Annotated in this window: 23 protein-coding genes; 11 read left to right on the top strand and 12 right to left on the bottom strand. The window is 40.1% G+C overall.

Annotation, left to right across the window (positions count from 1 at the left end; translation table 11 throughout):
- Positions 1 to 15 precede the first annotated feature (15 nt).
- Together CLW00_RS13840 and CLW00_RS13835 are read left to right on the top strand one after the other, a co-directional pair.
- Positions 16 to 597, top strand: coding sequence for a DUF502 domain-containing protein (locus CLW00_RS13840; RefSeq protein ID WP_106134294.1), 582 nt, complete (start codon positions 16 to 18; stop codon positions 595 to 597).
- Between the two features lie 107 nt (positions 598 to 704).
- Positions 705 to 1331, top strand: a complete 627-nt coding sequence (locus tag CLW00_RS13835; RefSeq protein WP_106134293.1) for a 3-keto-disaccharide hydrolase — start codon at positions 705 to 707, stop codon at positions 1329 to 1331.
- A 91-nt stretch (positions 1332 to 1422) separates the two neighbouring features.
- Here CLW00_RS13835 and trxA read toward each other — a convergent pair whose 3' ends face one another.
- Positions 1423 to 1743 carry a thioredoxin gene (gene trxA, locus CLW00_RS13830; protein ID WP_106134292.1) on the bottom strand — a complete coding sequence of 107 codons (321 nt, stop codon included), beginning with the start codon at positions 1741 to 1743 and terminating at the stop codon, positions 1423 to 1425.
- 191 nt (positions 1744 to 1934) lie between these two features.
- Positions 1935 to 3119, bottom strand: a complete 1185-nt coding sequence (dinB, locus tag CLW00_RS13825; protein ID WP_106134291.1) for a DNA polymerase IV — start codon at positions 3117 to 3119, stop codon at positions 1935 to 1937.
- A 177-nt stretch (positions 3120 to 3296) separates the two neighbouring features.
- Between dinB and CLW00_RS13820 the strand changes: the two genes are divergently transcribed.
- The 4 genes from CLW00_RS13820 to CLW00_RS13805 all read left to right on the top strand — a co-directional run bounded on the left by CLW00_RS13820 (position 3297) and on the right by CLW00_RS13805 (position 5859).
- Positions 3297 to 3992 (top strand): XRE family transcriptional regulator, encoded by a 696-nt coding sequence (locus CLW00_RS13820; protein WP_106134290.1) that lies wholly within the window; start codon positions 3297 to 3299, stop codon positions 3990 to 3992.
- A 376-nt stretch (positions 3993 to 4368) separates the two neighbouring features.
- Complete coding sequence (locus CLW00_RS13815) at positions 4369 to 4863, top strand: methylated-DNA--[protein]-cysteine S-methyltransferase (RefSeq protein WP_106134489.1); 495 nt, start codon at positions 4369 to 4371, stop codon at positions 4861 to 4863.
- Positions 4864 to 4954: 91 nt separating this feature from the next.
- A complete protein-coding gene (locus CLW00_RS13810) occupies positions 4955 to 5416 on the top strand; it encodes a GNAT family N-acetyltransferase (RefSeq protein WP_106134289.1) in 462 nt (153 codons plus the stop codon).
- Positions 5413 to 5859 (top strand): GNAT family N-acetyltransferase, encoded by a 447-nt coding sequence (locus tag CLW00_RS13805; RefSeq protein ID WP_106134288.1) that lies wholly within the window; start codon positions 5413 to 5415, stop codon positions 5857 to 5859. Before CLW00_RS13810 ends, CLW00_RS13805 begins: the two co-directional genes overlap by 4 nt.
- On the opposite strand, the gene CLW00_RS13800 is transcribed toward CLW00_RS13805, so the two are convergent.
- The 7 genes from CLW00_RS13800 to CLW00_RS13770 form a co-directional block, all read right to left on the bottom strand.
- A complete protein-coding gene (locus tag CLW00_RS13800) occupies positions 5860 to 7500 on the bottom strand; it encodes a putative ABC exporter domain-containing protein (RefSeq protein ID WP_106134287.1) in 1641 nt (546 codons plus the stop codon).
- Positions 7493 to 8209, bottom strand: coding sequence for an ABC transporter ATP-binding protein (locus tag CLW00_RS13795; protein WP_106134286.1), 717 nt, complete (start codon positions 8207 to 8209; stop codon positions 7493 to 7495). Before CLW00_RS13795 ends, CLW00_RS13800 begins: the two co-directional genes overlap by 8 nt.
- A gap of 273 nt (positions 8210 to 8482) precedes the next feature.
- The gene (locus CLW00_RS13790; protein WP_146131428.1) at positions 8483 to 8977 is read right to left on the bottom strand and encodes a hypothetical protein; all 495 of its coding nucleotides are present in this window, start codon (positions 8975 to 8977) and stop codon (positions 8483 to 8485) included.
- A 96-nt stretch (positions 8978 to 9073) separates the two neighbouring features.
- Complete coding sequence (locus CLW00_RS13785) at positions 9074 to 9679, bottom strand: hypothetical protein (RefSeq protein WP_146131427.1); 606 nt, start codon at positions 9677 to 9679, stop codon at positions 9074 to 9076.
- Positions 9680 to 9682: 3 nt separating this feature from the next.
- Positions 9683 to 10960 carry an LVIVD repeat-containing protein gene (locus CLW00_RS13780; protein WP_106134283.1) on the bottom strand — a complete coding sequence of 426 codons (1278 nt, stop codon included), beginning with the start codon at positions 10958 to 10960 and terminating at the stop codon, positions 9683 to 9685.
- Between the two features lie 374 nt (positions 10961 to 11334).
- Positions 11335 to 11748 (bottom strand): nucleotidyltransferase substrate binding protein, encoded by a 414-nt coding sequence (locus tag CLW00_RS13775; protein WP_106134282.1) that lies wholly within the window; start codon positions 11746 to 11748, stop codon positions 11335 to 11337.
- 67 nt (positions 11749 to 11815) lie between these two features.
- The gene (locus CLW00_RS13770) at positions 11816 to 13261 is read right to left on the bottom strand and encodes a S1C family serine protease (protein WP_106134281.1); all 1446 of its coding nucleotides are present in this window, start codon (positions 13259 to 13261) and stop codon (positions 11816 to 11818) included.
- Positions 13262 to 13447: 186 nt separating this feature from the next.
- On the opposite strand from CLW00_RS13770, the gene CLW00_RS13765 reads away from it, so the two are divergent.
- From CLW00_RS13765 to hslU, 5 genes are all read left to right on the top strand, one after another.
- Positions 13448 to 14614, top strand: a complete 1167-nt coding sequence (locus tag CLW00_RS13765) for a 1-deoxy-D-xylulose-5-phosphate reductoisomerase (protein WP_106134280.1) — start codon at positions 13448 to 13450, stop codon at positions 14612 to 14614.
- The gene (rseP, locus tag CLW00_RS13760) at positions 14614 to 15927 is read left to right on the top strand and encodes an RIP metalloprotease RseP (RefSeq protein WP_106134279.1); all 1314 of its coding nucleotides are present in this window, start codon (positions 14614 to 14616) and stop codon (positions 15925 to 15927) included. Before CLW00_RS13765 ends, rseP begins: the two co-directional genes overlap by 1 nt.
- A gap of 466 nt (positions 15928 to 16393) precedes the next feature.
- Positions 16394 to 18883 carry an endopeptidase La gene (gene lon, locus CLW00_RS13755; protein WP_106134278.1) on the top strand — a complete coding sequence of 830 codons (2490 nt, stop codon included), beginning with the start codon at positions 16394 to 16396 and terminating at the stop codon, positions 18881 to 18883.
- A gap of 11 nt (positions 18884 to 18894) precedes the next feature.
- Positions 18895 to 19935, top strand: coding sequence for a type IX secretion system protein PorQ (porQ, locus tag CLW00_RS13750; RefSeq protein WP_281257437.1), 1041 nt, complete (start codon positions 18895 to 18897; stop codon positions 19933 to 19935).
- Positions 19936 to 19950: 15 nt separating this feature from the next.
- On the top strand, positions 19951 to 21357 hold the full coding sequence (hslU, locus tag CLW00_RS13745; RefSeq protein ID WP_106134276.1) for an ATP-dependent protease ATPase subunit HslU: 1407 nt from the start codon (positions 19951 to 19953) through the stop codon (positions 21355 to 21357).
- A 51-nt stretch (positions 21358 to 21408) separates the two neighbouring features.
- On the opposite strand, the gene CLW00_RS13740 is transcribed toward hslU, so the two are convergent.
- The 3 genes from CLW00_RS13740 to CLW00_RS13730 all read right to left on the bottom strand — a co-directional run bounded on the left by CLW00_RS13740 (position 21409) and on the right by CLW00_RS13730 (position 24603).
- Positions 21409 to 22332 (bottom strand): aspartate carbamoyltransferase catalytic subunit, encoded by a 924-nt coding sequence (locus CLW00_RS13740; protein ID WP_106134275.1) that lies wholly within the window; start codon positions 22330 to 22332, stop codon positions 21409 to 21411.
- 7 nt (positions 22333 to 22339) lie between these two features.
- Positions 22340 to 22882 carry a bifunctional pyr operon transcriptional regulator/uracil phosphoribosyltransferase PyrR gene (gene pyrR, locus CLW00_RS13735; RefSeq protein WP_106134274.1) on the bottom strand — a complete coding sequence of 181 codons (543 nt, stop codon included), beginning with the start codon at positions 22880 to 22882 and terminating at the stop codon, positions 22340 to 22342.
- Positions 22883 to 22971: 89 nt separating this feature from the next.
- Positions 22972 to 24603 carry a transcriptional regulator gene (locus CLW00_RS13730; protein ID WP_106134273.1) on the bottom strand — a complete coding sequence of 544 codons (1632 nt, stop codon included), beginning with the start codon at positions 24601 to 24603 and terminating at the stop codon, positions 22972 to 22974.
- Positions 24604 to 24706 lie beyond the last annotated feature (103 nt).

The following is a 24706-nucleotide window of genomic DNA, read 5'->3' as shown; positions in this document are numbered from 1 at the left end:
ATAAACAGAAAAATAATGTCTTTCACAACTAAGAGGTTCATATCGTATTTTTTTAGAGGTTTACTCTTTGTCGTGCCGGTTGCATTGACTATTTACGTGATCGTTTTGGTTTTAAAATTTTTAGATGGAATCATTCCTATCCCTATACCTGGCTTGGGGATCTTGATCATGCTTAGTTTTATTACTTTTATGGGATTTCTAGCAAGTATCTTCATCACTAGACCCCTATTCGATATTTTTGAAAAATGGATGTTTAAGGTTCCTTTAGTCAATATTCTTTATACAAGTATCAAGGATTTGATGTCTGCCTTCGTAGGTGATAAGAAAAAATTTAATATTCCCGTAATCGTAAAGCTTTCAAATAATATGTATCGACTTGGCTTTATTACACAGGACAATCTGATTGTTTTGCAGGAAGAGAGTTTGGTAGCTATCTACTTCCCTCACAGTTATAATTTTTCGGGAAACCTGTATTTAGTGCCCAGAGAAAATGTGAGGGTTCTTGAAAATGTAAAAAGCTCGGACGTGATGAAATTCATTGTTTCGGGAGGGGTTTCCAAATTCGGAGATAATGGAGATATTATAGAGCCAGAATAGCAAATGAACCTGTCGTTATTTATAGTGGAGCGAAAAGGTGTCGATTGAATTCAATGTAAAATGGATAGTAACAATTAATTTCAAAACAATATTAACCCGAGAGTATTATGAAAAAACTATGGATTTTAATGATAGTATGCATGTTTTCATCGCTTGCTATGGCGCAGCAGGATGAATGGATATCGTTGTTTAATGGTACTAACCTTGATGGATGGAAGGTTGCTGAAAACCCAGGCTCCTTTGAAGTGGTGGATGGGATTATTCAGATAGATGGGCCTAGGGCGCATGCTTTCTACGTAGGTGAAGTCAATGATGCTGACTTTAAAAATTTTGAATTTAAGGCAGATGTCATGACCATGCCCAAAGCCAATTCAGGGATATTTTTCCATACAGAATACCAAGAGAATGGCTGGCCTGAAAAAGGTTATGAAGTGCAGGTCAACCAGACCCATAGTGATTGGAGAAAAACGGGAAGCTTGTACTCTTTTAATGATGTGAAGGACCTTTACGTGGAGGATAAAGAATGGTATACCCAACACATCATTGTCAAGGGGGATCATGTGACTGTTAAAATTAACGGAGTGACGGTCATGGAATATGTAGAATCAGAAGATAAAGACCGCCCGGAAAATGCAGGCCAAAAGAAAATAGATAGAGGTACATTTGCGCTTCAAGCGCATGATCCTGAGAGTGTGATTTATTATAAAAATATCATGGTAAAAGTGCTTCCTTAAATGGGAGTTGTCCGTGATTTTGAGAGAGTATTTTCAATAAAAAAGGCCGTGAAATCAAGTTTCACGGCCTTTTTTATGAATTCTATATTAATTAAAGTTGAGCGTCCAGTTTTTGTGCTAAAACGGCTTTTGGAACAGCTCCTACTTGCTTGTCTACAATTTGTCCGCCTTTGAAGAATAAAAGGGTAGGAATGCTTCTGATGCCAAATTGAGAAGCTACCGCTGGGTTAGAGTCTACGTCTACCTTGCCAATGACTGCTTTACCATCGTAATCGCCCGCCAGTTCTTCCACGATAGGACCGATCATTTTACATGGTCCACACCATTCTGCCCAAAAATCAACCAAAATCGGTTGTTCTGACTTCATGATTTCTTCAAAATTTGCGTCAGTAATCTCTATTGCTTTTCCCATTGTATGTTATTTTTTTGATGTTTCTTAATTTTCAAATATACTACTAAAGTGGAATTGAGGGGTAATAAGTTCCGAATCCAAGTTGATTTTATTTGAATATGTAAATCAGACACAATTTAACAATTGATAAAAGTATATTGTTCGATATTTTTTTCAAGGGCTTTATGTAAGCTTCATAGCAACAGCCTGTTCTATATCGTCGCGCCATTGAATGGGTTGAACCTTCTTCTGCCTACCTGCATGCCTACGGCACGGCAGACTGTTTTGTCTCCAAATTTGGTATTCAGTCTGTCAAGAGCTTGGTACAAGCTGATCTGTTCCTGTGTATCTTCAAATAAATTGATCTGGTAATTGCCGTACACCAGACCACTGAAGCGTACACCGATCAACCGGATCAGTAGTCTTCGGCTGTAGAGTTTTGTAAACAGTTCTTTGACCAAAGAAATTAGAGTATGGTCTGCAGAGGTATAGGGGATTCTTTTTTGCACGCTATGGGTTTCAAAGTCCGAATACCGTATTTTGACACTGATGCATGATGTGAGTTGTTGTTTTTGTCTAAGTTTGGTGCCGAGCTGCTCTGTCATGGCAATCAGGTGGGATTCCAATTTTTTGATGTCTATGGTATCTTCTTCGAAAGTGTTTTCGGAGGAAATGGACTTTGCTTCTGAATATGGAGTGACCAAAGACTTGTCTATGCCGTTGGCTTTTTCCCAGATTACCCGGCCATTTTTACCGAAAGTTGCCTCCAAGAGTTCGGAGGGCATTACTTGTAGTGTTTTTACAGTTTTTACTCCCATATTGTACAAAGTGTGGGAAGTTTTTTCACCTATCATAGGAATCTTTCTGATAGGAAGAGGAGCCAAAAAAGGCTTCTCACTTCCACGAGGGATTTCTTTCGCATTGTTGGGTTTGGCCTCTCCGGTAGCTACTTTGGATACTGTTTTGTTTTCTGAAAGTCCAAGGGAAATGGGTAAACCTGTTTCTTTGAGTACCCTTTCCCGTAGTTCCTTTGCCATTTTGAAACAGCCAAAAAAACGATCCATACCTGTATAGTCTATGTAAAATTCATCTATTGAAGATTTCTCAAACAAAGGAACATCTTCACGGATAATGTCAGTGACTTCATGTGATTTTTTACTGTATTTTTCAAAATCCCCCCTGACAATCGTCGCTTCAGGACACAACTGTCTGGCAGTTCGCATAGGCATGGCCGAGTGCACGCCAAACCTGCGCGCTTCATAGCTGCATGAAGCCACTACTCCTCTGTCACTGGATCCGCCTATGAGTATAGGCTTTCCGTTGAGTCGGCTGTCATAGAGTCGCTCCACTGATACAAAAAACGAATCTAAATCCATGTGCACAATATTTCTGTCCATTTGTTGATTTATTTAACATTAAACTGTTTATAATTTAAACATATTTTTTATATTTGAACATGGCTGATCAAAGTATTGTGACGATAGCTGTCGGATTGTAATCTAAGTGATGATAGATGATGGTAAACGCATTATAGCTGTAGCTATACTTTATGAGATGACTAAAACACCAAGAATATGCATTTACATTCTAACCTTAAATTTCTACGTAAAAAGAAATCCCTCACCCAGGAAACACTAGCCCATGCACTGGGGATTAGTAGGTCTAAGCTTGCTGGCTATGAGCTCAATATCAATCCTCCTCTGGAAACAGTGCTTTCAATATCAGATTATTTCGGGGTGTCAATTGATGTGCTTTTGAGAAAGAATCTGGGGACTATGTCTGAATATAAACTCAGGCAGATGCTGGAAGCTGATCAGTTTTTACATGGGAGAAATCTCCGAATCCTCACCACTACAGTGGATGCCGAGGGAAGAGAGCTGATTGAAGTAGTGTCTCAAAAGGCCAAAGCGTCCTACCTTGCTGGGTTTTCAGATCCTGATTACATAGAAGAACTCCCAAGGTTTTCTCTTCCTTTTTTGCCTACAGACAAAAAACACAGGGTATTTCAGGTAGATGGTGATTCCATGTTGCCGATTCCCGATGGTGCTTGGATTGTATGTGAATATGTAGATGACTGGACAGTCATCAAAGATGGAGAAAAGTACGTGGTGGTTACCGAACAAGACGGAGTAACTTTCAAAATAGCCTACAATCAGATCAAAGACAAAGAAAGACTATTGCTTTGCTCTAGCAACCCTGTCTATAAGCCTTTTTACGTGAATATATTAGATATTAGAGAAGTGTGGAGGTATAGACTCATGATGGTTTGATTGGCATTTGTTTTCAAGTAGTTGTTTCATGATTGTACGCTGATTTGCCAGTAATATCAAAAATTTAGTATCAACGATTGTTTTGGATATTTAACCCGCCTCCCAGAGATCGTGTATCATTTGGGATCCGTATAGCAGGTCAGGGTACTTTAGTGATATCATTCTATCTATCCATAATTTTTTTCACAAATTCACTAGAGGCAAAAATATTAATGCTAATTTGGTGATGTATTGACCTGAGCTTTCAGGGGGATTTTTAAAGATTTATAAAATAAACGGTATTTTTCAAGACAAAAGGCTTTTGAGACCGTTGTAATGATAATACGTGGGATTGTTTATTGAAATATTGGAGTATTAACCTTAAATGTCAGTAAATATGAAGAAAGAATTTGCGGTGATGGAAACCCCACTTGGCAATATTAAGGTCGAGGCTTGGGATGGCTACGTGGTAAAGATGAAATTTACCGATGAGGTAGCTACAGATGATTTTCTAGATGACGTTCTAATGGATGTCAGGATACAGCTTGGGCTGTATTTCCAAGGAAAACAACAGACGTTTGACGTTCCTGTTGCACTAGGTGGGACTGATTTCCAACACAAAGTCTGGATGGAAGTCAATAAGATACCTTTTGGTACAACGAGTACTTATGAACAGATTGCCAGAAACCTTGGTAATCCCAGTGCTGTAAGGGCAGTAGGAACGGCCGTAGGTGCCAATCCAATTCTTATCATGATGCCTTGCCATAGAATAGTGGCCAAAGATGGTCAACTAACAGGGTATTCAGGCGGGATATGGAGAAAATCCAAATTGCTCGAGATGGAACAAAAGGAAAAAGTCGGTAGACAAGTGACAATGGAATTTGAGAATTAATTATAGCGGCCAAAAGGCCGCTTTTTTTATACTTTTAGATTATTACAATCAGTCTTTTTCAGGTAATTTGTGGAAGGTAAATACTATCCACATGAATCATATCCAGATCATCGATTACAAGCCAGACCTTCAGCCCTATTTTGAAAATATCAACAAGCAATGGATAGCAGAGCTTTTTGCACTGGAAGAATTTGATAGGTTGCAACTCGAAAATCCTGATGAAAACATCATTTCCAAAGGAGGTGCTATCATTTTTGCTCAAGAAAATGATCAGGTCTTGGGTACGGTGGCCCTTTCTAAAGTAGAAGATGGGGTCTATGAGATGATCAAAATGGGTGTCATGCCCGAAGCAAGAGGTAAAAAACTGGGCTTACTTTTAGGTCAGCACATCCTGATTAAAGCCAAATCTATGGGTGGCCACAAGGTAGTTTTATATTCCAACACCAAGCTTGCTCCGGCCTTGTCACTGTATCGTAAACTTGGCTTTCGGGAAGCTGCAAAAGAGTGTGGTAAGTATGAACGATGTGATATCAAAATGGAGATTTCGATATGAAAAACAGGGAAATCAAAATCAGAAATGGCAGCATTGCAGAAGTAGTAATGTTGAGCCAAAGGGTACCAGAGTTTTTTCAACCGTACTCTGAGAAGACTTATCATGAAAGGTTGTCAGATCGTCCACACCTAATATTAATAGCAGAAGTAGATGGTGAGCTTGCTGGTTTCAAGGTAGGCTACCAATCTGCTACTCCAGGTGTATTCTATTCTTGGATGGGAGGGGTGCTGGCTTCCTTCAGAAGGATGGGTATAGCCACAAAGCTGGCAAATACCCAAGAGGAATGGGCCAAAAATCACGGCTACCAAAAGGTGCAGTTCAAAACAAGAAACCGCCTTACCAAGATGATTCACTTCGGGTTGAATCGGGGATTTATGATCGTGGACCTGATCAAAAAAGATCAAGTCCAGGAACACAGGATACTCATGGAAAAGGCCCTTTGATTAAGCTTCTTTAAATTCCACTTTGCTGATGATATCCATCGTCAGGTGTAGCATGACGGCAGTCACGATAGACATTCCAAGACTTAATCCCAAGAAGGCATAGACTACTTTTTGGGAAATGATGAAAGTAAACAAGCCTGCTGCCAAAGAAGGTAATATCCCAAAAAAAGCAACTCCACCAATGATCAGTGGACGTATCAACTTCCTGTCCCAACCTTCTTCAAATCCTACATGCGTCACCAATGTTATCCCAAATCCTGTCAAATAGAAAAACTGCATGACCAATGGGAAAAGTATTATCAACCCCCAACTCAGTTTGGCAATCAACACGGTAGGGACAATCAAGATCATAGAAAATATCAAGGTCTGGTAAACGTCAAGCTTGATCATGTTCCAGAATTTTTTGCTCCATGAATCCGGAATCAATATGAAAAATGGCTTTTTCATGTCTCCAATATTGGTACGGCCCATTCCTGCAAAGAAATAAATGAATATCAACAGACCCATGTAGCCATAAATCACTTGGTGGGAAAACCAATCAAAATGGGACAATACTGCAAAAACAATGGCCAGCGCACTAAGCAGTAGGCCATACAATCCAAATAATGGATGAAAATCCTGACGGCTGCTATGCACATAGTTTCTCCAGTACAATGCAGTGGCGCCAACTCCGAAATTCGGCAAGTCCAGTTTTTTCTTTGTATTGAGGCTTCCTGCGGACTCAGAAGCTTGGGACTTTCTGGCTTTTTCTTTGACTTCTTCTTTGGATTGGGTGGATTCCAATACATCTTCGTAATAGTGACCGGCATGAGCTATGACTTGCTGGACTATCAGTACAAAAGTCAATAGGTAAACAGTCACAAACCCCGCTACAATCCAGAGGTTTTCATGCCCCAGATAGGTAAGTATCGCTCTACTCCAGCCTACCAGTGGAAAGAAATCAAACCAAGGTGCTCCAATCCAGGCAAACATTCCCTGCCAAAATTGCTCTGCCATCAGTCCAGGTATGATGATCATACCAGCCAATACTATTCCCAAACCAAATACACCGCCTTTTACATATTCCAAGATATCATACTTGGTGTTTAGGGTATAGACCAGGAATCTAATTGGGGACAGGATAAAAAAGAACAGTGTCAGGCCAATGGCCATGATCAGGACATTTCCTGTATTGAGATCAAAGACATCATTGAGCTGAGCCGTACTGTATATTATAAAAAGGAGAGATCCACCCAAGGCTGGAAAGATAGACCTTATCATATAGTAAATAAGGATCTTATGTGGTGCTACAGGCCCTGTAAATAGCAGGTTGACATCTGCCATACTGAAAAAGCTGATGTTTTTTTTGGTGGCCTTATAAAGCTGGAACATCAGAAATACCAATGCAATCAAGGTCAGACCTCCGGTGATATTCAATGCAGCAAAGTTGGGCGTTGCGAGCTCTTCAGCCACTCCCTGTAATTCTTCGAGCTGATCTGTATTGATTTCCGCCTTTTTATTGCTCCTTCTGAAATAAAAAAAACTGAAGTAACCCAAAACAAATACGTAGGGGAGAAGCCTCAGTGGGTTTTTAAGGATGAGTTTGATATTGTTGATCAGGACGAAAATATCTTTCCTGAACAAAAGTCTGAATTCATTCATCTTTGGTGAGTTCTAAAAATAAATCTTCTAAACTTGAATCATCTGTAGCACTGAATTGAGTTTTGAGGTTAGACAGGGTATCATTGCCAATGATATTGCCATCTTTCATGATCATGATGCGGTCGGCTATGGTTTCTACGCTGTCAATGAGGTGGGTACTGACCAATATGGTTTTACCGTTTTCTTTCAGCTCTTTGAAGATTTTCTTGGTGTTTTTGATGGCTTTGGGATCAAGTCCGATCATGGGTTCGTCAAAAAACAGCAATTGAGGATCGGGAAGCAAAGCACAGCAAATGGAGACTTTTTGCCGCATTCCTTTCGAAAGGTCACGACCCAGTTTGTCCTGTTTGTCGGTCAAGTCATACAGCTCCATCCATTGATCCGCTTTTTCTTTCCAATTGTCCACTCTATAGGCTTGAGCAATAAATTGCATGTGCTCTTTTACCGTCAAGAGATCATAGATATGGGGAGTTTCCGGAATATAGGAAAACAATTTCTTAGCAGATACAGATAGGTGGTCATGATCGCCGATCAATATTTCCCCCGATGTTTTTCTCAACAAACCAACAATGCACTTCATGGTGGTACTTTTACCGGCACCGTTTGGCCCAAGAAGCCCTACCACTTCACCACCTTCAAGCCGGAAGCTGATGTCATTCACCGCATTTTGTTTTCCGTACTTTTTGATCAGTCCATTTACCTCAAGCATATTTCCAATAAATAATCTGGTTTTTTCGAATCAGTAAATATAGTTCACAAGTCAGAGAAAAATATTTTTTCTTGATAAAAGAAAATTTATCATGAAAAATAAAGGGAAATGATGGTGAAAATCAAAAGGCGTTTCATCCCTGACAAAGCAGCCATCCCAATACGGCTCCTACAGCCATCCCTGCCCGGTGCAAATCTTAAATCTTACCCGCTCGGATGACATCCAGTCGGACGGGTTTCGTAAATCCCTAGCCCAACTTTCTAAAAACTTTTTTTAATAAACCATAACAGTTACAAAAGGGAACAGAAGAGGGGTGTTTCTGCTAAAGCCTAAATAGACTAAAAATATAGAGTTACTGCCTAGATAGAAGTTGTTGTATGCAATGGTGTTTTCCATAGAAATTTCCGCACCTATATTTCGACCTGATCCTCTTATTTCGTATTTCAGGGCTTCGGGAATCGGACCACTTACGGTGATTTTTTCTGATGGGGAGTCTACTGGGATAATTTCCACAATATCACTGTTGATCTGCGCATGTATCAAGAGATTTTTGTCCCTGTTGTATGCTGTCTGTCCTTGGTGAATACTTCCTAAAATATACCCTTGGTATTCATCCACCTCTTTCTCTTCCGACCAAGGACCTAGTTTTCTTTGCAGCATATTGGCGGTATCATATATTGAAAAAGCATGACTGTCATTCATCATTCTCCCGACAAAAGTATCGGGTGTCAACCAACTCCAGGAAATTGCGAAAAAGGATTGCTGCAAGCAAAAAATATAGGGATGAATAGGAAATTCGAACTAAACAAAAGAGTTTGACTAAAAGCTAAACTAAGCTTTAGGAGAAAAATTCTTGTTATTTTCTCAAAAAAATATTCCAAATCTGCTTATCAGACTATTGAAGATATAGGATTCTTCCCGAATCGCACTAAAACCAGGGGGAAGTCCAGGTAGATTTGGCCCTTCTCCTCTGCTTCCTTCAAAAAAGTAGGCGTGCTGTCTTCTGAAGGCTAAAGAAAAAGAGTAATCAAATTTTTCTTTTTTGGATTTCCATCTCCATCCGATGTTTGGACTGACCAGCAAACCTCCCTCAAACCATCTTTCTGTAAAATTATCTAGAACCCTTTTTTCCAAAAAGGCAGAAGCATAACCCAAATCCATCCCATAGAGGAATTTATTCCTGCCTTTTATATCCCATGTTCCTCTCCAGCCAAAGGCTATCGGTGCCAATACAAAACCTGGGTAGCTGTCCACTCCAAGTAAAATGCCCAGCGCATGTTTGGAATTGATGTGTACTCCATTCAGGGTTTGGAATGAAAAATTGACCCTTGTTTCGAGCTCATCATTCCAGGTTTTTACCTGCCCAAAGGATGGTCCCATTTCGATTTGGTGAAAAAAAATGGACTGTTGAGCCATAAGGCTTTCAGTAATCAGACAAAACAATATGGATAATAGAAATGTGATTTTCATGTTCTACACGATTACGGGATTCCTGACCTGAACACAGCTGAGTTTCTGCAGTTGGGCTGGGTTGCTGTAATCAAACTGGCAAACTCCATCAGCCCCTATCACGATCAGGGATTTTGGTCCGGCAATGATGTCTACAGATTTCATGCTTTTTAGGAATTCCAGTTGATTGGTGTCAATGGTGTTGACATCTGAAACGTTAAAACTTTTTAGCCCGTGTTTTCCTTCAGCCAGGTACAGGTAATTTTCAAAAAGCGAAAGGCCATGTGGGTTGAGCATAGGATAGGCTTTGACCAGCTTTGGAGCATAAAGATTTTGGATGTCCAGCACATGAAGTTCGTCAACACCGAATCTGCACATGGGACCTGACCTTAAAGTCACAAAGGCATATCGCTCATTGACCACTACGGGGTCACAGGCAGTGATGTGTTCGTACATGGACATTTTTTGTGGATCAGAAGGATCACTGGCATCATAGATAAACATGCCGGTAGTAGAACCTATAAACAGTTTTTCCTGAAAAGGAAAAATGGTTTCAATTCCCCAGCCCAAATCAATATTTTTCAGGTGTTTTGGTTTGTTTGCTTGGAGCACATCAAACACCCTTAAACTGTAATCATCTACAGCATATAGGTGCCCGCTTTGTAAAGTAAACCTTGCCATTGAACCTCCCTGACCATAGCTTTGCGATGCTCCGGACAGGTCAGATGATGCAGCCATCTCCATAGTCATCCACCTGCCGGGCCTTCCTTGCCAACCCCACATCATTTCTGAATCAGATGTAAGAATGGTGTCTTTATACGTTAGGATGGTTGACCTGCTCATATCTGAATACATATGCTCAAATACATCTTCCACCCTTTCTTCAAGGTTGATTTTCCTGACATTGCTGATGTCAAAAACAAGAAGATCTACATAGCTATCTGCATACAAAAAATTGCTATTGATGGCCAGGTCTACATTTCCCGGGATATTGATGAAGTTGAGTGTCTGAGGAGATGAAGGATTGCTGTTGTCTAAAATGTGGATGCCTTTTTGGGGTTCGTTGATGAACAGATAATCTCCATAGATATAGATTTTACCTGGACTATCGAGTGGTTTGGCAGGTTCTATGAGAATATCCGCTTCCCGAACCGTATTCATATCCAAAAATACCGGAATCATTGCCCGAAAAGTATAATTGCTCTTGACCTCGTCATGGCAGGAGGGTAGTGTCAAGAATAGAATGGCTACAAATGAATAAAAAATAGACCATTTCAATTGAGGGAAGATAGGCTTTTTCATGTTCCACGCAGTTTAGTCGGTGAAGGCAATAAATTTTATTGCATATCCCAAAGACGAAAAGAGATTCTAAAATGTGACAATGTCACGAAAAAATAATTTGATTTTTTTTTCGTTTTAAACTTTTGTGGGTAACATCGATGAGCAATTATATTTCCATATTATGTATATCCGCTTTCATACCAGTAGAATCTAAATAATAGAATTAACCTGTGATTTCGAACCAATATAAATATCCAATATCTATTAGTATCCGTTTGCCAATAAACCCTCGTTTAATTGATTAGTGGCATGATTGCGGATAATCATATTTCCATATAATAACAATACACCCGCACAGCGAAAAATGATCAATTTCTAATAAAAAAGCTGGACTTTCAGTCCAGCTTATCTTTCATTATTCTTTCGAAGTTCAATAGTAACCTGTAATATTTTTTACGGATGTTGTACAATAATTCATGATCAAAGTCCTCTGGGTAAAGTGGATTGTACTTGATCCTATCAATAATCATATCCAGCCATGCTTTGCCATCATCAATCAAGTCCTCATTAAAGGCCTCTATAGTAGCATCTCTTGATCCACTGAAGACAGTTTTACGATTTTTTCTAAAAAACTCGCTGATGGTTTGAATTGCCAATTCATGTGTAACCTCGAAAGAACGGATAAGTCTTTTCTGGTGTGCAGCGTTAAGTTCATGTTTATCACTGTCTTTTACCAGGGTACTTAATTCTTCCAAAGATTCTTGAAAGTCTTCAAAGCATTTTTCACAGGTAAGTTCTGGCGTTTTCATGTTTTCTATTTTTCTATAAGTTACCAAAATTTAATCTGCAAATTCAAATCTACGTAGGATTCTTCCTTTAGCGGATACTGTAAGACTGCATAAATGTCTGACCGCTTGGTGTGACACCTTCGATTCTTAATCGACCACTGAAATCCTCTAAGAATCTTCCTACTCGTTCAGGATTTTTGGCTGGTTCATCATTGATTTTAGTCAAGACAAAACCATTATTTAGGCCCAAATCTCTAAGATACCCTCTTGTCAAACCAGTAATTTTGATCCCAAAATCTATTCCCAATCTATCTCGTTCTATGGCGTTGACAGCTTCGAGTCTTGCTCCAAGGATATTGGACGAGAAAAACTCCCTTTTGAGGATACCAGTTCCTCCTTCTAAATTTTGGAGTGTCAAGCTGGCCGTTTTTCTCTCGTTTTTGCGGATATACTCTACCTGGATTCTTTCGCTCGGATAGTGGTAAGAAAGCGCTTCTTCGAAACTTCCTTTCCCAATGATGTTGGTGCCTTCAATTCGAGTGATGACATCATTGCGCTGTAAACCGGCTTTGTCTGCGCCCCCATTACGGATGACATGCGTGACGATCACACCATCCAAGTCCTCTAAACGCATCTCCTCAGCCAGTTCGGGTGTGATCTCCACCACATCTAGTCCCGGTATTGCTTTCTGAACTTCTCCATACTCGATCAGGTCATTTGAGATTTTGACTGCAATATCTACGGGTACTGCAAAACCATACCCTGTGTAAGAACCTGTACGAGATAAAATGGCAGTATTGATTCCTACCAATTCACCTTTGATATTGACCAATGCTCCTCCAGAATTTCCAGGGTTGATTGGTGCGTCTGTCTGAATAAATGACTCCAAGGGAAATTCACCTCCCAATATATTGATTTGTCTTTCTTTGGCAGAAACGATTCCTGCGGTGACGGTCGAGGTAAGGTTAAATGGATTACCTACCGCTATCACCCATTCTCCAATACGCAGTTCCCTACTACTTCCTTGTTTGATCGCAGGGAGGTTGTTGGCCTCAATTTTCAAGACCGCTATATCGGTGTTTTTATCCGTCCCTATAAGTTTGGCCGAATAGGTTCTTCTTTGATGAACCACTTCGATAGTTTCAGCCCTGTCTATGACGTGGTTGTTGGTAATGATATAGCCATCATTGCTGATGATTACGCCCGAACCGGTACTTACCCTCTGGGTAGGTCCTGTTCCAAAAAAATAATCAAAAATACTATACCTCCTTTGGTCAGATCCTGAGAAATTTTTGATAAAAACTACGGAAGGTGTACTTATTTCGGAAGCTTCCACAAACGATACAGGAGAATTGGTAACCCCTTCTTTATGGTTGTCATAACTGACATTCATAGATGGTTTTTCGTTGTAGTAACTATCTGTGATTTGTAGGTTTTCTTCAACTGACTGAAACTGTTGAAAGGTCCAAGCCCCCATCAGACCACCACAAAATGCCAAAAAGATAAATTTTAAATTTTTCATCATGTCGTTCATAACGATTCACGTTCTTTTAGGGTTATTTACTCTGAGTTTCCAAGATCATAATTTAACAACTATTAATATACCAAATCTACCCCTTTTCAAAAAGACGGAAAAATAAGCAGGAAAACTCCCTGAACCTTGTAATTTTGTCAGATTGAAAAAATAGAGCCATTTGGTTCTTGGTTCAAAATTGATTTCATGTCAGAAAAAAAACACGTAGCCATCCTAGGCTCTACAGGAAGCATCGGAACACAGACCTTGGAAGTGATAAGGTCACACAAGGATAATTTTGAGGTGGAGGTGCTAACTGCCCAAAATAACGCAGATTTATTGATTCAGCAGGCTTTGGAATTCAAGCCAAATTGCGTGGTGATTGCCAATGAACTGCACTATGAAAAAGTAAAGGACGCCCTTTCTCCCGCAGATATAAAAGTCTATGCCGGAGAAAAAGCCCTTGCTCAGGTAGTAGAAATGGAAACCATCGATGTGGTGCTTACCGCTTTGGTGGGGTATTCAGGATTATTGCCTACGATCAGTGCGATAGAAGCAGGAAAGCAAATTGCTTTAGCCAATAAGGAGACTTTGGTAGTCGCGGGAGAGCTGATCACGCAATTAGCAAGGCAAAAAGGCGTGAATATCTATCCCGTTGATTCGGAGCATTCAGCAATTTTTCAGTGTTTGGTGGGGGAATTTCACAATCCGATAGAAAAACTTATTCTCACCGCCTCTGGTGGTCCATTTAGAGGGAAAGATATTACATTCTTGGAGAAAGTAACCAAAGAACAAGCGCTTAAGCATCCTAATTGGGACATGGGAGCTAAAATCACTATAGATTCGGCTTCTTTGATGAATAAGGGGCTAGAAGTGATTGAAGCCAAGTGGCTTTTTGCAGTAGAAAAGGATCAGATAGAAGTGGTGGTGCATCCGCAGTCTATTATACATTCATTGGTGCAATTTGAAGACGGGTCTATCAAAGCACAACTTGGTTTGCCTGATATGCGTATCCCTATTCAGTTTGCGTTAAGTTATCCAGACAGATTTAAATCCGATTTCCCTAGATTTGATTTTGCCAAATACCCCAATCTGACATTCGAACAACCAGATGTGGATACATTCAGAAATCTAAAGTTAGCTTATCTTGCCTTGGAAAAAGGCGGAAATGCTCCATGTATATTGAATGCTGCAAATGAAATTGCAGTGGCAGCATTTTTGAAAGACGAAGTAGGCTTCTTAGAGATGTCGGATTTGATAGGAGAGACCTTAGAAAAGGCTACCTTTGTTGCGAAGCCTTCTCTGGAAGATTACAAAGAGACTGACAAACAGTCCAGAATTATTACACAAGAATTAATCAAGAGTAAAGTATAATGGATACACTTATTATGGTGGGCCAGCTTTTGCTGGGATTATCAATCTTGGTCGGCTTGCACGAGCTAGGCCACTTACTCACTGCTAAGATGTTTGGCATGAGAGTAGAGAAATTTTCTATAGGCTTTCCGCCAAAAATTGCAGGATTTAAATGGGGTGAAACAGAGTACTCCATTGGCGCAATCCCACTTGGAGGCTTTGTCAAAATCTCCGGTATGGTGGATGAATCCATGGACACGGAGCAACTTTCTTCCGAACCCCAGCCTTGGGAATTTAGAGCAAAACCAGCTTGGCAACGTTTGATTGTAATGCTTGGAGGGGTAATCGTCAATGTCATCACAGGTATTATCATCTTTGTGGTATTGGTGTACCAAAAGGGTGAAACTTACTATTCAAGGGACCAAGTGGTTGAACACGGTATCGTGGCTTATGATATAGGGAAAATGATAGGTTTCCAGGACGGGGATAGAATTCTCGACATCAATGGAGAACCTTACAAAACCTTGGGTGAGTTGTCAGGTGGAACAGCTTTGTTAAGCAGTGGTGGATATTATACGGTACAGCGTGGGGATGAGACCTTGCAATTAGAAATTCCTCGAGGATTTATCAATTCCTTCTCAGATGAAGAGAGCATGTCTCAGTTTATAGACATCAGACATCCTGTCAAAGTGTATGAGGTAGCACCGCAAAGTTCCGCAGAAACTGCAGGATTGGAATCTGGAGATAGAATTATTGCTGTCAATGATCAAAAGGTGACTTATATTGATGAGTTGCAAAAGAAATTGGCTGATATGAAAGGTCAAGAAGCCACTTTTTTGGTTAGCAGAGATAATCAAGAAATAGAAAAGACCATAGCAGTTTCGGAAGATGGGACAATTGGTTTTCTCAATCAGAATTTGGAACTGGTTACCCAACGCTATTCCGTAGGTGAATCTGTAGTAAAAGGAACAGAGAGGGCCTTTGGTGTTGTCATTATCAACGCAAGGGCATTGGGCAAAATGTTTACAGGTGAAGTGTCAGCCAAAAACGTGAGCGGACCCATCGGGATGGCTAAAATCTATGGAAGCCGTTGGGATTGGGTGAAATTTTGGAGTATTACAGGATTGATCTCTATGATTTTGGCTTTTATGAACCTGCTTCCAATTCCAGCTTTGGATGGAGGTCATGTCATGTTCCTTTTGTATGAAATGATCTCAGGACAGGCTCCTTCAGACCGTTTCTTGGAAAATGCCCAAAAAGTAGGAATGGTCTTGCTGTTAGCACTGATGGTTTTTGCAATAGGCAATGATATTTTGAAGATTTTCACTGGCTGATCAAAAATTTAATTACAGAAGATCAAATACTTAAACTATGGGTGAGACTGGTACGTTTCACCCATATTTTTTTATTTTAATTTCCTGCTTCCTTAGTAATGAAGGAATTGAAAGGCTCTCAAACTTCCCACTCCCTGTCATTTTTCGAAAGTATCTGGAGTCAACAAATATTTTAAACCTGGCAAATCAAATTGGGCTTCTAGCGCCTTAATGGGTTTTATTTCATTTCTGAGTTTGACCCTGAGTTTTTTGATTTTGATGTATGGAAAGGAAGTACGAAATAAAAAATCATATAAGCGTCAATATGCTTTCAGAAGAACTAGACTTGGTAAAGTCTTGCACCTGCCAATTTGTACCTAAACAAACATTGGCATATACATTGAATTTATTGGGAGAACCTTCGTACTTTGAAGGTTCTTCTTTATTTTAAATAAATTGTGACAGTTTGACTGTCATATTGTCCTTTATGAACAACTTTGAAAATCATTTATATCAATCACTTATGGTAGGAGAATTTGCAGGAGAGGGAGACCTCATTCAGTTAATTACTGATGACGAAGAGGAATCGCTCAACCAAAAAGAATCTTATGCAGATGAAATATCAATCCTTTCCGTTAGAAATACTGTATTATTCCCAGGGGTAGTAATCCCTATTACAGTAGGCAGGCAACGGTCTATCAGACTGGTCAAGAAAGCCCAAAAAGGTGATAAAATGATCGGTGTCTGTGCACAGATTAATCCTCAAAACGACGATCCCTCCTGGGATGATATTTATCATGTGGGTACAGTGGCCAAAATCATCAAGATGATTGTGCTCCCTGATGGCAATACAACTATTATCATACAGGGGAAAAAGAGGTTTCAGATCACTGAGCAAATTAGTGAGGATCCCTATTTTGTAGCCAAGGTTGATTACCTCGAGGAAACTTTCCCCAAAAACAACAGAAAGATTAAGGCCCTTGAAGAGTCATTAAAAGACGCTGCAGCCAAGATTTTGCACCTAAACCCAGAAATACCAAGAGAAGCACAGGTTGCTTTGGATAACATTGACAGCACGCCATTTTTGACGCACTTCCTTTCTTCCAATATCAATGCGCCGGTAGAAGCCAAGCAAAAACTGCTTGAAATAAATGATGGAGTTGAGCGTGCGACATTGTTGCTTGAATTTATGATGAAGGATATTCAGATGCTTGAGCTGAAGTCCGAAATCCAGAAAAAAGTACATACTGATATCGATCAGCAGCAAAGGGACTATTTTCTTAGGCAGCAGATGAAAGTGCTTCAAACAGAGCTTGGTGAAGAAGGGCCCGAAAAGGAAGTCGAAGAGCTTCGTGTCAAGGGGATGAAGAAAAAATGGCCTACTGAAGTAGCCAGACATTTCAACAAAGAGCTTGACAAAATACTGAGAATCAATCCATCGGCAGCTGAGTATCCAATAGCTCTCAACTATGCGGAAACTATGGTCGAGCTTCCTTGGAATGAGCTTACCAAAGATAATTTTGATCTCAAACGAGCCAAAACAATATTGGATAAGGATCACCATGGTTTGGAAAAAGTCAAAGAACGCATCATTGAATATTTAGCGGTCTTGAAGCTGAAAAATGACTTGAAAGGACCGATTCTTTGTTTATATGGCCCTCCAGGTGTCGGAAAAACTTCATTAGGAAAATCCATAGCGAAAGCACTTGGAAGAAAATATGTGCGCATGTCACTTGGTGGTGTGCATGATGAAGCAGAAATCCGTGGACATAGAAAAACATATGTAGGGGCAATGCCAGGCAAGATCATTCAAAATATGAAGAAGATCAAAACCTCTAACCCTGTCTATGTGTTGGATGAGATTGACAAACTGAGTTCAGATTTCAGAGGAGATCCATCTTCAGCTTTTTTGGAGGTCTTAGATCCTGAACAAAACAGCACTTTCGTGGATAATTATCTGGAAGTGGAATATGACCTTTCTAAAGTTCTCTTTATAGCGACGGCCAATTCACTAGATACAATTCAGCCAGCCTTGAGAGACAGGATGGAGATCATAGAAGTGACTGGCTACACGATGGAAGAAAAGCTTGAAATAGCTAAAAAACATTTGGTGCCCAAGCAGAAAAAAGAACATGGTCTGAAGGCTAGAGACGTTGTTTTTGACAAGGCAGCTTTAGTCAAAATCATCGAGCACTATACCCGTGAATCAGGTGTAAGGAGTCTGGAAAGAGTGATTGGTAAAGTAATCAGGAATATCGCCAAATCCATTGCGATGGAGGAGGAATACAATAAAAAAATCACTACGCAGGCAGTCAGAAAAATATTGGGTAGCGAAATCTTTGACAAGGAGATTTATCAAGACAACAGTGTTGCCGGTGTGGTTACAGGTTTGGCTTGGACTTCGGTAGGCGGTGAGATCTTATTTATAGAGACTTCATTGAGTAGAGGAAAAGGTAAACTGACATTGTCAGGTCAGCTTGGTGAAGTGATGAAAGAATCTGCGGTGACAGCTTTGTCTTACCTCAAATCAAAAGCCGACACTTTGGACATCGATTACAGGATATTTGATCATTATGATTTGCATGTACACGTACCGGCTGGTGCAGTTCCCAAAGATGGACCTTCTGCTGGTATTACGATGCTTACAGCGATGGCCTCTCTTTTCTCTCAAAGAAAAGTGAAGTCAAAGCTGGCAATGACTGGCGAAATTACATTGAGAGGAAAAGTAATGCCTGTGGGTGGAATCAAGGAGAAAATCCTTGCGGCCAAGCGATCGGGATTAAAAGAAATCATCCTTTGTGAAAGGAATAAGAGAGATATAGAGGAAATAGATGAGGAATACTTAAAAGGGATCAATTTTCATTTTGTAGATAAAGTGGAAGAGGTGCTTGACATAGCTTTGCTTAAAACCAAAGTTGAAAATCCTATGGTTTTTTCTTTTCCTAAAGAAAGCAATTCAGGGAAACTAGTGGATTAATATATTCCAAATTGGAGCAGTTTGTCAGAAAAGGAGTCCATAATTTCTGTTTTTCCTTAGCGCTTTGTTTCGGATGCATGGCATTTTGCACTCAACCTATTCTAGGGCAGACTAGTATTTCAGCATTTAACTTTATAGATAATCCAGCCCAAGCCAAATTGGCAGCTTTGGGCGGGGTGAATATTACAGCGGGAAAAGACCCCTTGATGTTTCTTTCCAATCCTGCACTTTTGGATAGTACGGTGCTTCACACGCCGGCTTTCCACTACCTGAATTTCCCTGGAGGTGTTCAGGCAGCAACAGTCGGGTATACATTTGAAGGCCTGTTTAGAGGTGTATGGGGTGTAGGGCTCCAATACATGGATTACGGTAGATTTGAAGGGTTTGACCCAATAGGAATGCCGATTGGTGAATTTGGAGCCAGTGAATTTGCATTGGTGTTGGGATATAGTGAAGGGACGGAAGTGTTCCGCTATGGCGCAAATTTGAAGTTATTGGGCTCTGTACTTGAAAGCTATCAAGCCTATGCATTGGTTTTTGATTTTGGGGTAAATTACTATCATCCTGATCTAGACCTTGTACTGGGTATCAATGCAAGAAATATTGGTTTTGGGCTTAGTACATATTTAAACAACCAAAGTCTACAAATGCCGTCTGACCTGAGGCTAGGAGGTAGCTTTAAGCCTGAGCATGCGCCTTTCAGGTTCCATCTGAGCCTACGCAACCTTCAGGGAAGAGAAGTTGATTTCTACATGACAAATCCTTCGAGGAACAGAATGGATATTGGTGTGGCTGACAAACTATTCAGAAGGGCAGTTTTTGGAGTGGAAATATTGCCAAGTGAGCACTTAAGCTTGAGGTTGGGCTACAACCATCTTATCAGAAAGGAGTTTGAAACTGCAGCGGGTGCTGGAGCGGGAGGTTTTTCTGGAGGATTCGCATTTAAGGTAAAGAAATTCGAACTATCCTACGCAAGGATGTTTTACAATATACCGGGAGGCTCCAATGTATTTGGAGTATCTACCGCAATCAACGAGTGGAGAACGTTTTAATCGTTAAAATAAATTATGAGAAACGACATCAATCATTTGACGCCGAGACAAATTGTAGGCGAACTTGACAAATATATAATCGGGCAGCATGATGCAAAAAGGAATGTTGCCATAGCCCTGAGGAACAGAATCAGAAGGTTGAATGTGAAAACTGACATCCAGAAAGATATCGTCCCCAACAATATACTGATGATAGGGTCTACAGGGGTAGGTAAAACAGAAATCGCCAGAAGGCTTGCTAAAATCGCCAATGCGCCTTTTACAAAAGTGGAGGCTTCCAAATTTACTGAAGTAGGTTATGTAGGAAGAGACGTAGAGAGTATGGTAAGAGACTTGGTAGAGCAGGCAGTCCACTTGGTCAAGGAAAACAAAAATGAACAGGTAAAGGAAAAAGCTGCAGAAGCGGTGGAGGAAGCTATTTTAGATATTTTGATTCCACCTGTCAAATCACCCGGTTTTTTAAGAACTTCTCCGGGCCAATCAAATTCAGAATTCAATCCCGATAGTGCCTCTGAGGATGAGTTGAATGAGAAAACCAGAGATAGGTTTCGTGAAAAGCTCAAAAATGGCGAATTGGAAGACCGTAAGATTGAGATCAATGTCAAGCAAAGTTCTCCTGTCGGCGTAGGAATGATAGGAAACGGCATGATGGATGATGCTGCTATGGCTGGTATTCAGGACATGATATCAGGTATGATGCCCAAGAAGACCAAAAAGAGAAAATTGACCATTGCCGAAGCCAGAAAAGTAATGATGGAGGAGGAAGCATCGAAGCTTATTGACTTTGATGAAGTCAAAGAGGAAGCGATCAAACTTGCTGAAAACAATGGGATTATTTTCATCGATGAGGTAGATAAAATTGCCTCCAAAGGTGGAAAAGGTGGTGGCGGGCCTGATGTCAGCCGAGAGGGTGTGCAACGTGACTTACTTCCAATTGTAGAAGGAAGTGCTGTCAATACCAAATACGGTATCATCAATACAGATCATGTACTGTTTATTGCAGCGGGTGCGTTTCACGTGAGCAAGCCATCAGATTTGATACCAGAGCTTCAGGGTAGATTCCCAATTAGGGTTGAGCTTAGTAGTTTGACAGAAGACGATTTTTATAGGATTTTGAAGGAACCAAAAAATGCTTTGACAAAGCAATATCAAGCTTTGTTTGAGGCAGAGCAGGTTTACTTGGAATTCAATGACGAATCGATCAAGGAAATCGCCAAGTTGGCGTTTAAAATCAACGAAGAAGTGGAGAATATAGGAGCACGAAGACTGCATACTGTAATGAGTCACTTGCTCAATGATTTCCTCTTTGATGTGCCGGATACTATTGAAGCCAACTCCAAAATCATGATTACCAAAGAAATGGTGGAAGAAAGGCTAAATTCTCTAGTCAAAAACAGAGATCTTTCTCAATACATATTGTAAAAAAAAGAGGGCTATCGATTCGGTAGCCCTCTTTTTTTATGTTTAATAATATCATCTTACTCCAGCAAGAAGGTAAAGTACAGCCATGCGAATGGCTACTCCATTTTCTACTTGGTTTAAAATAATCGAATGCTCCGAATCGGCTACATCTGAATTTAATTCCACTCCTCTATTGATTGGGCCCGGATGCATGATGACAATTTCCTTATCAAGTCGGTCTAGCATCTTTTTGTTTACCCCATAGAATAAAGAATACTCACGTAAGGAAGGGAAATATTTGATTTGTTGTCGCTCCAGTTGAATCCTCAGGATATTGGCTACATCACACCATTCAAGTGCTTTTTGTATGTCATACTCTACCTTGACCCCTAATGAAGTGATATGTTTTGGAAGTAAAGTGATCGGTCCACATACCATCACTTCGGCACCTAACTTTTGAAGGCAGAAGATATTGGACAAGGCCACCCTGGAGTGTAATATGTCACCGATGATAGCCACCTTTTTACCAGCTACATCACCCAATTTTTCCCTGATAGAAAAAGCATCGAGTAATGCTTGAGTAGGGTGCTCATGCGTACCGTCGCCAGCATTGACGATATTGGCTTTGATATTTCTTGAGAGAAAATGAGGAGCTCCCGGGCTGCTGTGGCGCATGACCACCATATCCACTTTCATGGAAAGGATGTTGTTGACAGTGTCAATGAGGGTTTCTCCTTTTTTTACAGAGCTATTGCTGGAAGAAAAATTGACTACATCAGCTGAAAGTCTTTTCTCAGCAAGCTCGAAGGAAAGCTTGGTACGAGTAGAGTTTTCAAAAAATATATTGGCAATGGTGATATCTCTTAATGAGGGGACTTTTTTGATTGGTCTGTTGAGTACCTCTTTAAAATTATCTGCTGTCTCAAAGATAAGCTGAATGTCTTCTGCTGTGATGTCTTTGATTCCTAAGAGGTGTCTGCTGCTGAGTTGTGACATTTTGGCTTTATGCTTTTTCAGTGATCCAAATGGCGTCCTTTTCAAATCCGTTTTCTGCCCATTCTACGGACACGTATTGGCTCTCAAGGGTGTTGACTTTCAATCCGTGATAGTCCGGCATGATAGGGTAGTCTCTGGTATATTTTCTGTCAATCAAAACCATGAGCTCTACTTTTTGTGGTCTTCCAAAAGCGATCATGGCATCAAGAGCGGCTCTTACTGAGCGGCCTTTGTAGAGTACATCATCTATAAGAATGACTTTTTTCCCCTCGATAAGGAAGTTAACTTTTGTTTCATTTGCCTTAAGCGGGAGGTCTCTTCTTCTGAAGTCGTCTCTATGAAAAGTCGCATCCAGATAACCGTAAGGCACTTTTTGTCCTGATATTTCTTGAATTGTTGACACGATTTTGTCCAGTACGATAGGGCCTCTAGGCTGAAGGCCTAAAAAAACAGTATTTTCGAAATCATCGTGATTTTCGATCAACTGATGACAGAAGCGCTTGAGGATGATGGCAATTTGCTGTTGATCCAGCACAAGTCGTTTTTGCATGGCTTAGCTTTGGATGCAAATATAAACATAATTGAAGAAGTAGGAAGCAAGCTGAAAAATCCCTTTATGGTTTTTACAAAATTCTTTCCTTATCTATCCTCTTCCTCGGGTTCATAGAGGTCTCCATTGACCTTTATTTTAGTCATGAAAAACACCTCTCTAGTTTCTTCTCTTCCCTGTTCGTTTAAGTACCGAATCCGCTGTTTGCCGGAGAGTAGGAAATAGTTGTCATACCACCAACTTAGGCTCAAGCTTTGGTCTCGGGTGTCCCTAATTCTTTCTTTTTCATTGATCAATTCTATACCAAATGGGACATTTTCGAAAATCACCTCTGCATTTTTCATGTAACTCATGTTGATTTTTCCCCAATCCAGATAGAGGTAATGAAGTTTTTGACCATCAAAGGCGATTTCTCCAAATTTACCGGGATAGTCTACGGTTTTATTGTCTAGGTTAAACGCATTATCCCAAATTACCTGCCCTTCCCGACCAATCAAAATAAAGTAGGAAGACAGAAACTTGTAAGATCCGTTTTGTTGCCAATTTGATGAATAAGTGTGACGTGGCGAATAAAACATGGGGTTATAATGATAGCCGCTTACAGGTCCATGAAAAAGTGTCCTGTTGGGGAATAGCCTGTAAGCATCATTGGCATACATCCTATCTCTTGGCATATACCGGGGATTGGTAGCATTGAAATGGTCACTATGAATCAAAAAACCGTCTTCCATTGGGATTACTTCCCTTGTAGAAAACACATCATTTATGATGGGTGTTTTCCCTCTCCTTATTGTTTTTTCTAATGACCTAAGTTTTCTTTCCCGATGTTTGTCTGTCAGGTAATTGTAAAAATTAGGAAAATCTTCCATCGTATAGAATTTGATATCAGACTCTCCAAATTCGTTGATATCGGCAATATACAAACCCAGATAAGCATCTCTTCTTTTTCTCCCATATGACCCGACAATGCTCTGCTGGTATTCAAAATACGGGGTGATGATACCTTCTGTGAATTCGTTTTCTCTCGGATTTGGGTTTTCAATATTGATTTCACGGATTTTATTTCCTTCATCATCAAAACTGAACACCTTTAGTTGCTTCACTTTTAGCCTGTCCCTCATGCTTACGAGGATGTCTATCAGGCCCAACTCAGAATCTTTTCTGATCTGAATGACATTTGTATCTTTAGAATATACACCTTGTACTGTAATCAAATCACTGCTTTCGATATTCAGAATTTGTACAAGGGGCCGCATTTCTGAAATGCCTAAAAAGACTGCTTTTCGGTTTAAAACAAAAAACTCCTGCAATTCCATGGCGTGAACAAATTCCATGGAAATTTCAATGGCCTCATCATTTTTGAGGTTTACTTCAATGACATACCTGTCTGATGTAGCTGTAGTTCCTTTTTGGAAGAGGGCATAAAAAAAATCTCCTTCCAGATCATATCCCACTAAATCATAGTTGTCTTTGACCGGTATTTCAGAAAACCTTTCGGTCTGCAATTGGAAATCGGTCAAAATCAGTTGGAGTTTAGAACGAAGGTTGAATCCTTTTTCGGCTTGGTTTCTAAACGCGATCAAACCTCCTGGTCTGTTCATGACCATGAAATCTTTTTCCTGATACTTCGATTCGAATTCAAATCTCTCCACAAATATCACCTGCGCATGTAGTGACGTTTGGATAAAGAGAAAAGTCAGGACGAATAAGTATGATCTCATGAAGTTGATTTAATTTTTTGGTCAAAGACAGATTTTTCTTCAGGCATAAGTTAGTTTTTATGATTTTAATTTGAAACAATTATTGATGACATTTGTCCTTATC

The sequence above is a fragment of the Mongoliibacter ruber genome (genome assembly GCF_003003005.1).
Classification (GTDB): domain Bacteria; phylum Bacteroidota; class Bacteroidia; order Cytophagales; family Cyclobacteriaceae; genus Mongoliibacter; species Mongoliibacter ruber.
The sequence above is the reverse complement of the archived record's forward strand: the minus strand, read 5'-3'. Positions and strand labels throughout refer to the sequence as shown.

Coding starts and splice junctions, on each gene's coding strand:
- CLW00_RS13770 (WP_106134281.1), bottom strand. CDS start 13,261: ATGAACGACATGATGAAAAATTTAAAATTTATCTTTTTGGCATTTTGT.
- CLW00_RS13805 (WP_106134288.1), top strand. CDS start 5,413: ATGAAAAACAGGGAAATCAAAATCAGAAATGGCAGCATTGCAGAAGTA.
- CLW00_RS13820 (WP_106134290.1), top strand. CDS start 3,297: ATGCATTTACATTCTAACCTTAAATTTCTACGTAAAAAGAAATCCCTC.
- pyrR (WP_106134274.1), bottom strand. CDS start 22,882: ATGCAAAAACGACTTGTGCTGGATCAACAGCAAATTGCCATCATCCTC.
- CLW00_RS13775 (WP_106134282.1), bottom strand. CDS start 11,748: ATGAAAACGCCAGAACTTACCTGTGAAAAATGCTTTGAAGACTTTCAA.
- CLW00_RS13765 (WP_106134280.1), top strand. CDS start 13,448: ATGTCAGAAAAAAAACACGTAGCCATCCTAGGCTCTACAGGAAGCATC.
- CLW00_RS13795 (WP_106134286.1), bottom strand. CDS start 8,209: ATGCTTGAGGTAAATGGACTGATCAAAAAGTACGGAAAACAAAATGCG.
- CLW00_RS13780 (WP_106134283.1), bottom strand. CDS start 10,960: ATGAAAAAGCCTATCTTCCCTCAATTGAAATGGTCTATTTTTTATTCA.
- CLW00_RS13840 (WP_106134294.1), top strand. CDS start 16: ATGTCTTTCACAACTAAGAGGTTCATATCGTATTTTTTTAGAGGTTTA.
- CLW00_RS13810 (WP_106134289.1), top strand. CDS start 4,955: ATGAATCATATCCAGATCATCGATTACAAGCCAGACCTTCAGCCCTAT.
- CLW00_RS13835 (WP_106134293.1), top strand. CDS start 705: ATGAAAAAACTATGGATTTTAATGATAGTATGCATGTTTTCATCGCTT.
- hslU (WP_106134276.1), top strand. CDS start 19,951: ATGAGAAACGACATCAATCATTTGACGCCGAGACAAATTGTAGGCGAA.
- trxA (WP_106134292.1), bottom strand. CDS start 1,743: ATGGGAAAAGCAATAGAGATTACTGACGCAAATTTTGAAGAAATCATG.
- CLW00_RS13785 (WP_146131427.1), bottom strand. CDS start 9,679: ATGAAAATCACATTTCTATTATCCATATTGTTTTGTCTGATTACTGAA.
- CLW00_RS13800 (WP_106134287.1), bottom strand. CDS start 7,500: ATGAATGAATTCAGACTTTTGTTCAGGAAAGATATTTTCGTCCTGATC.
- CLW00_RS13730 (WP_106134273.1), bottom strand. CDS start 24,603: ATGAGATCATACTTATTCGTCCTGACTTTTCTCTTTATCCAAACGTCA.
- dinB (WP_106134291.1), bottom strand. CDS start 3,119: ATGGACAGAAATATTGTGCACATGGATTTAGATTCGTTTTTTGTATCA.
- rseP (WP_106134279.1), top strand. CDS start 14,614: ATGGATACACTTATTATGGTGGGCCAGCTTTTGCTGGGATTATCAATC.
- CLW00_RS13815 (WP_106134489.1), top strand. CDS start 4,369: ATGAAGAAAGAATTTGCGGTGATGGAAACCCCACTTGGCAATATTAAG.
- lon (WP_106134278.1), top strand. CDS start 16,394: ATGAACAACTTTGAAAATCATTTATATCAATCACTTATGGTAGGAGAA.
- CLW00_RS13740 (WP_106134275.1), bottom strand. CDS start 22,332: ATGTCACAACTCAGCAGCAGACACCTCTTAGGAATCAAAGACATCACA.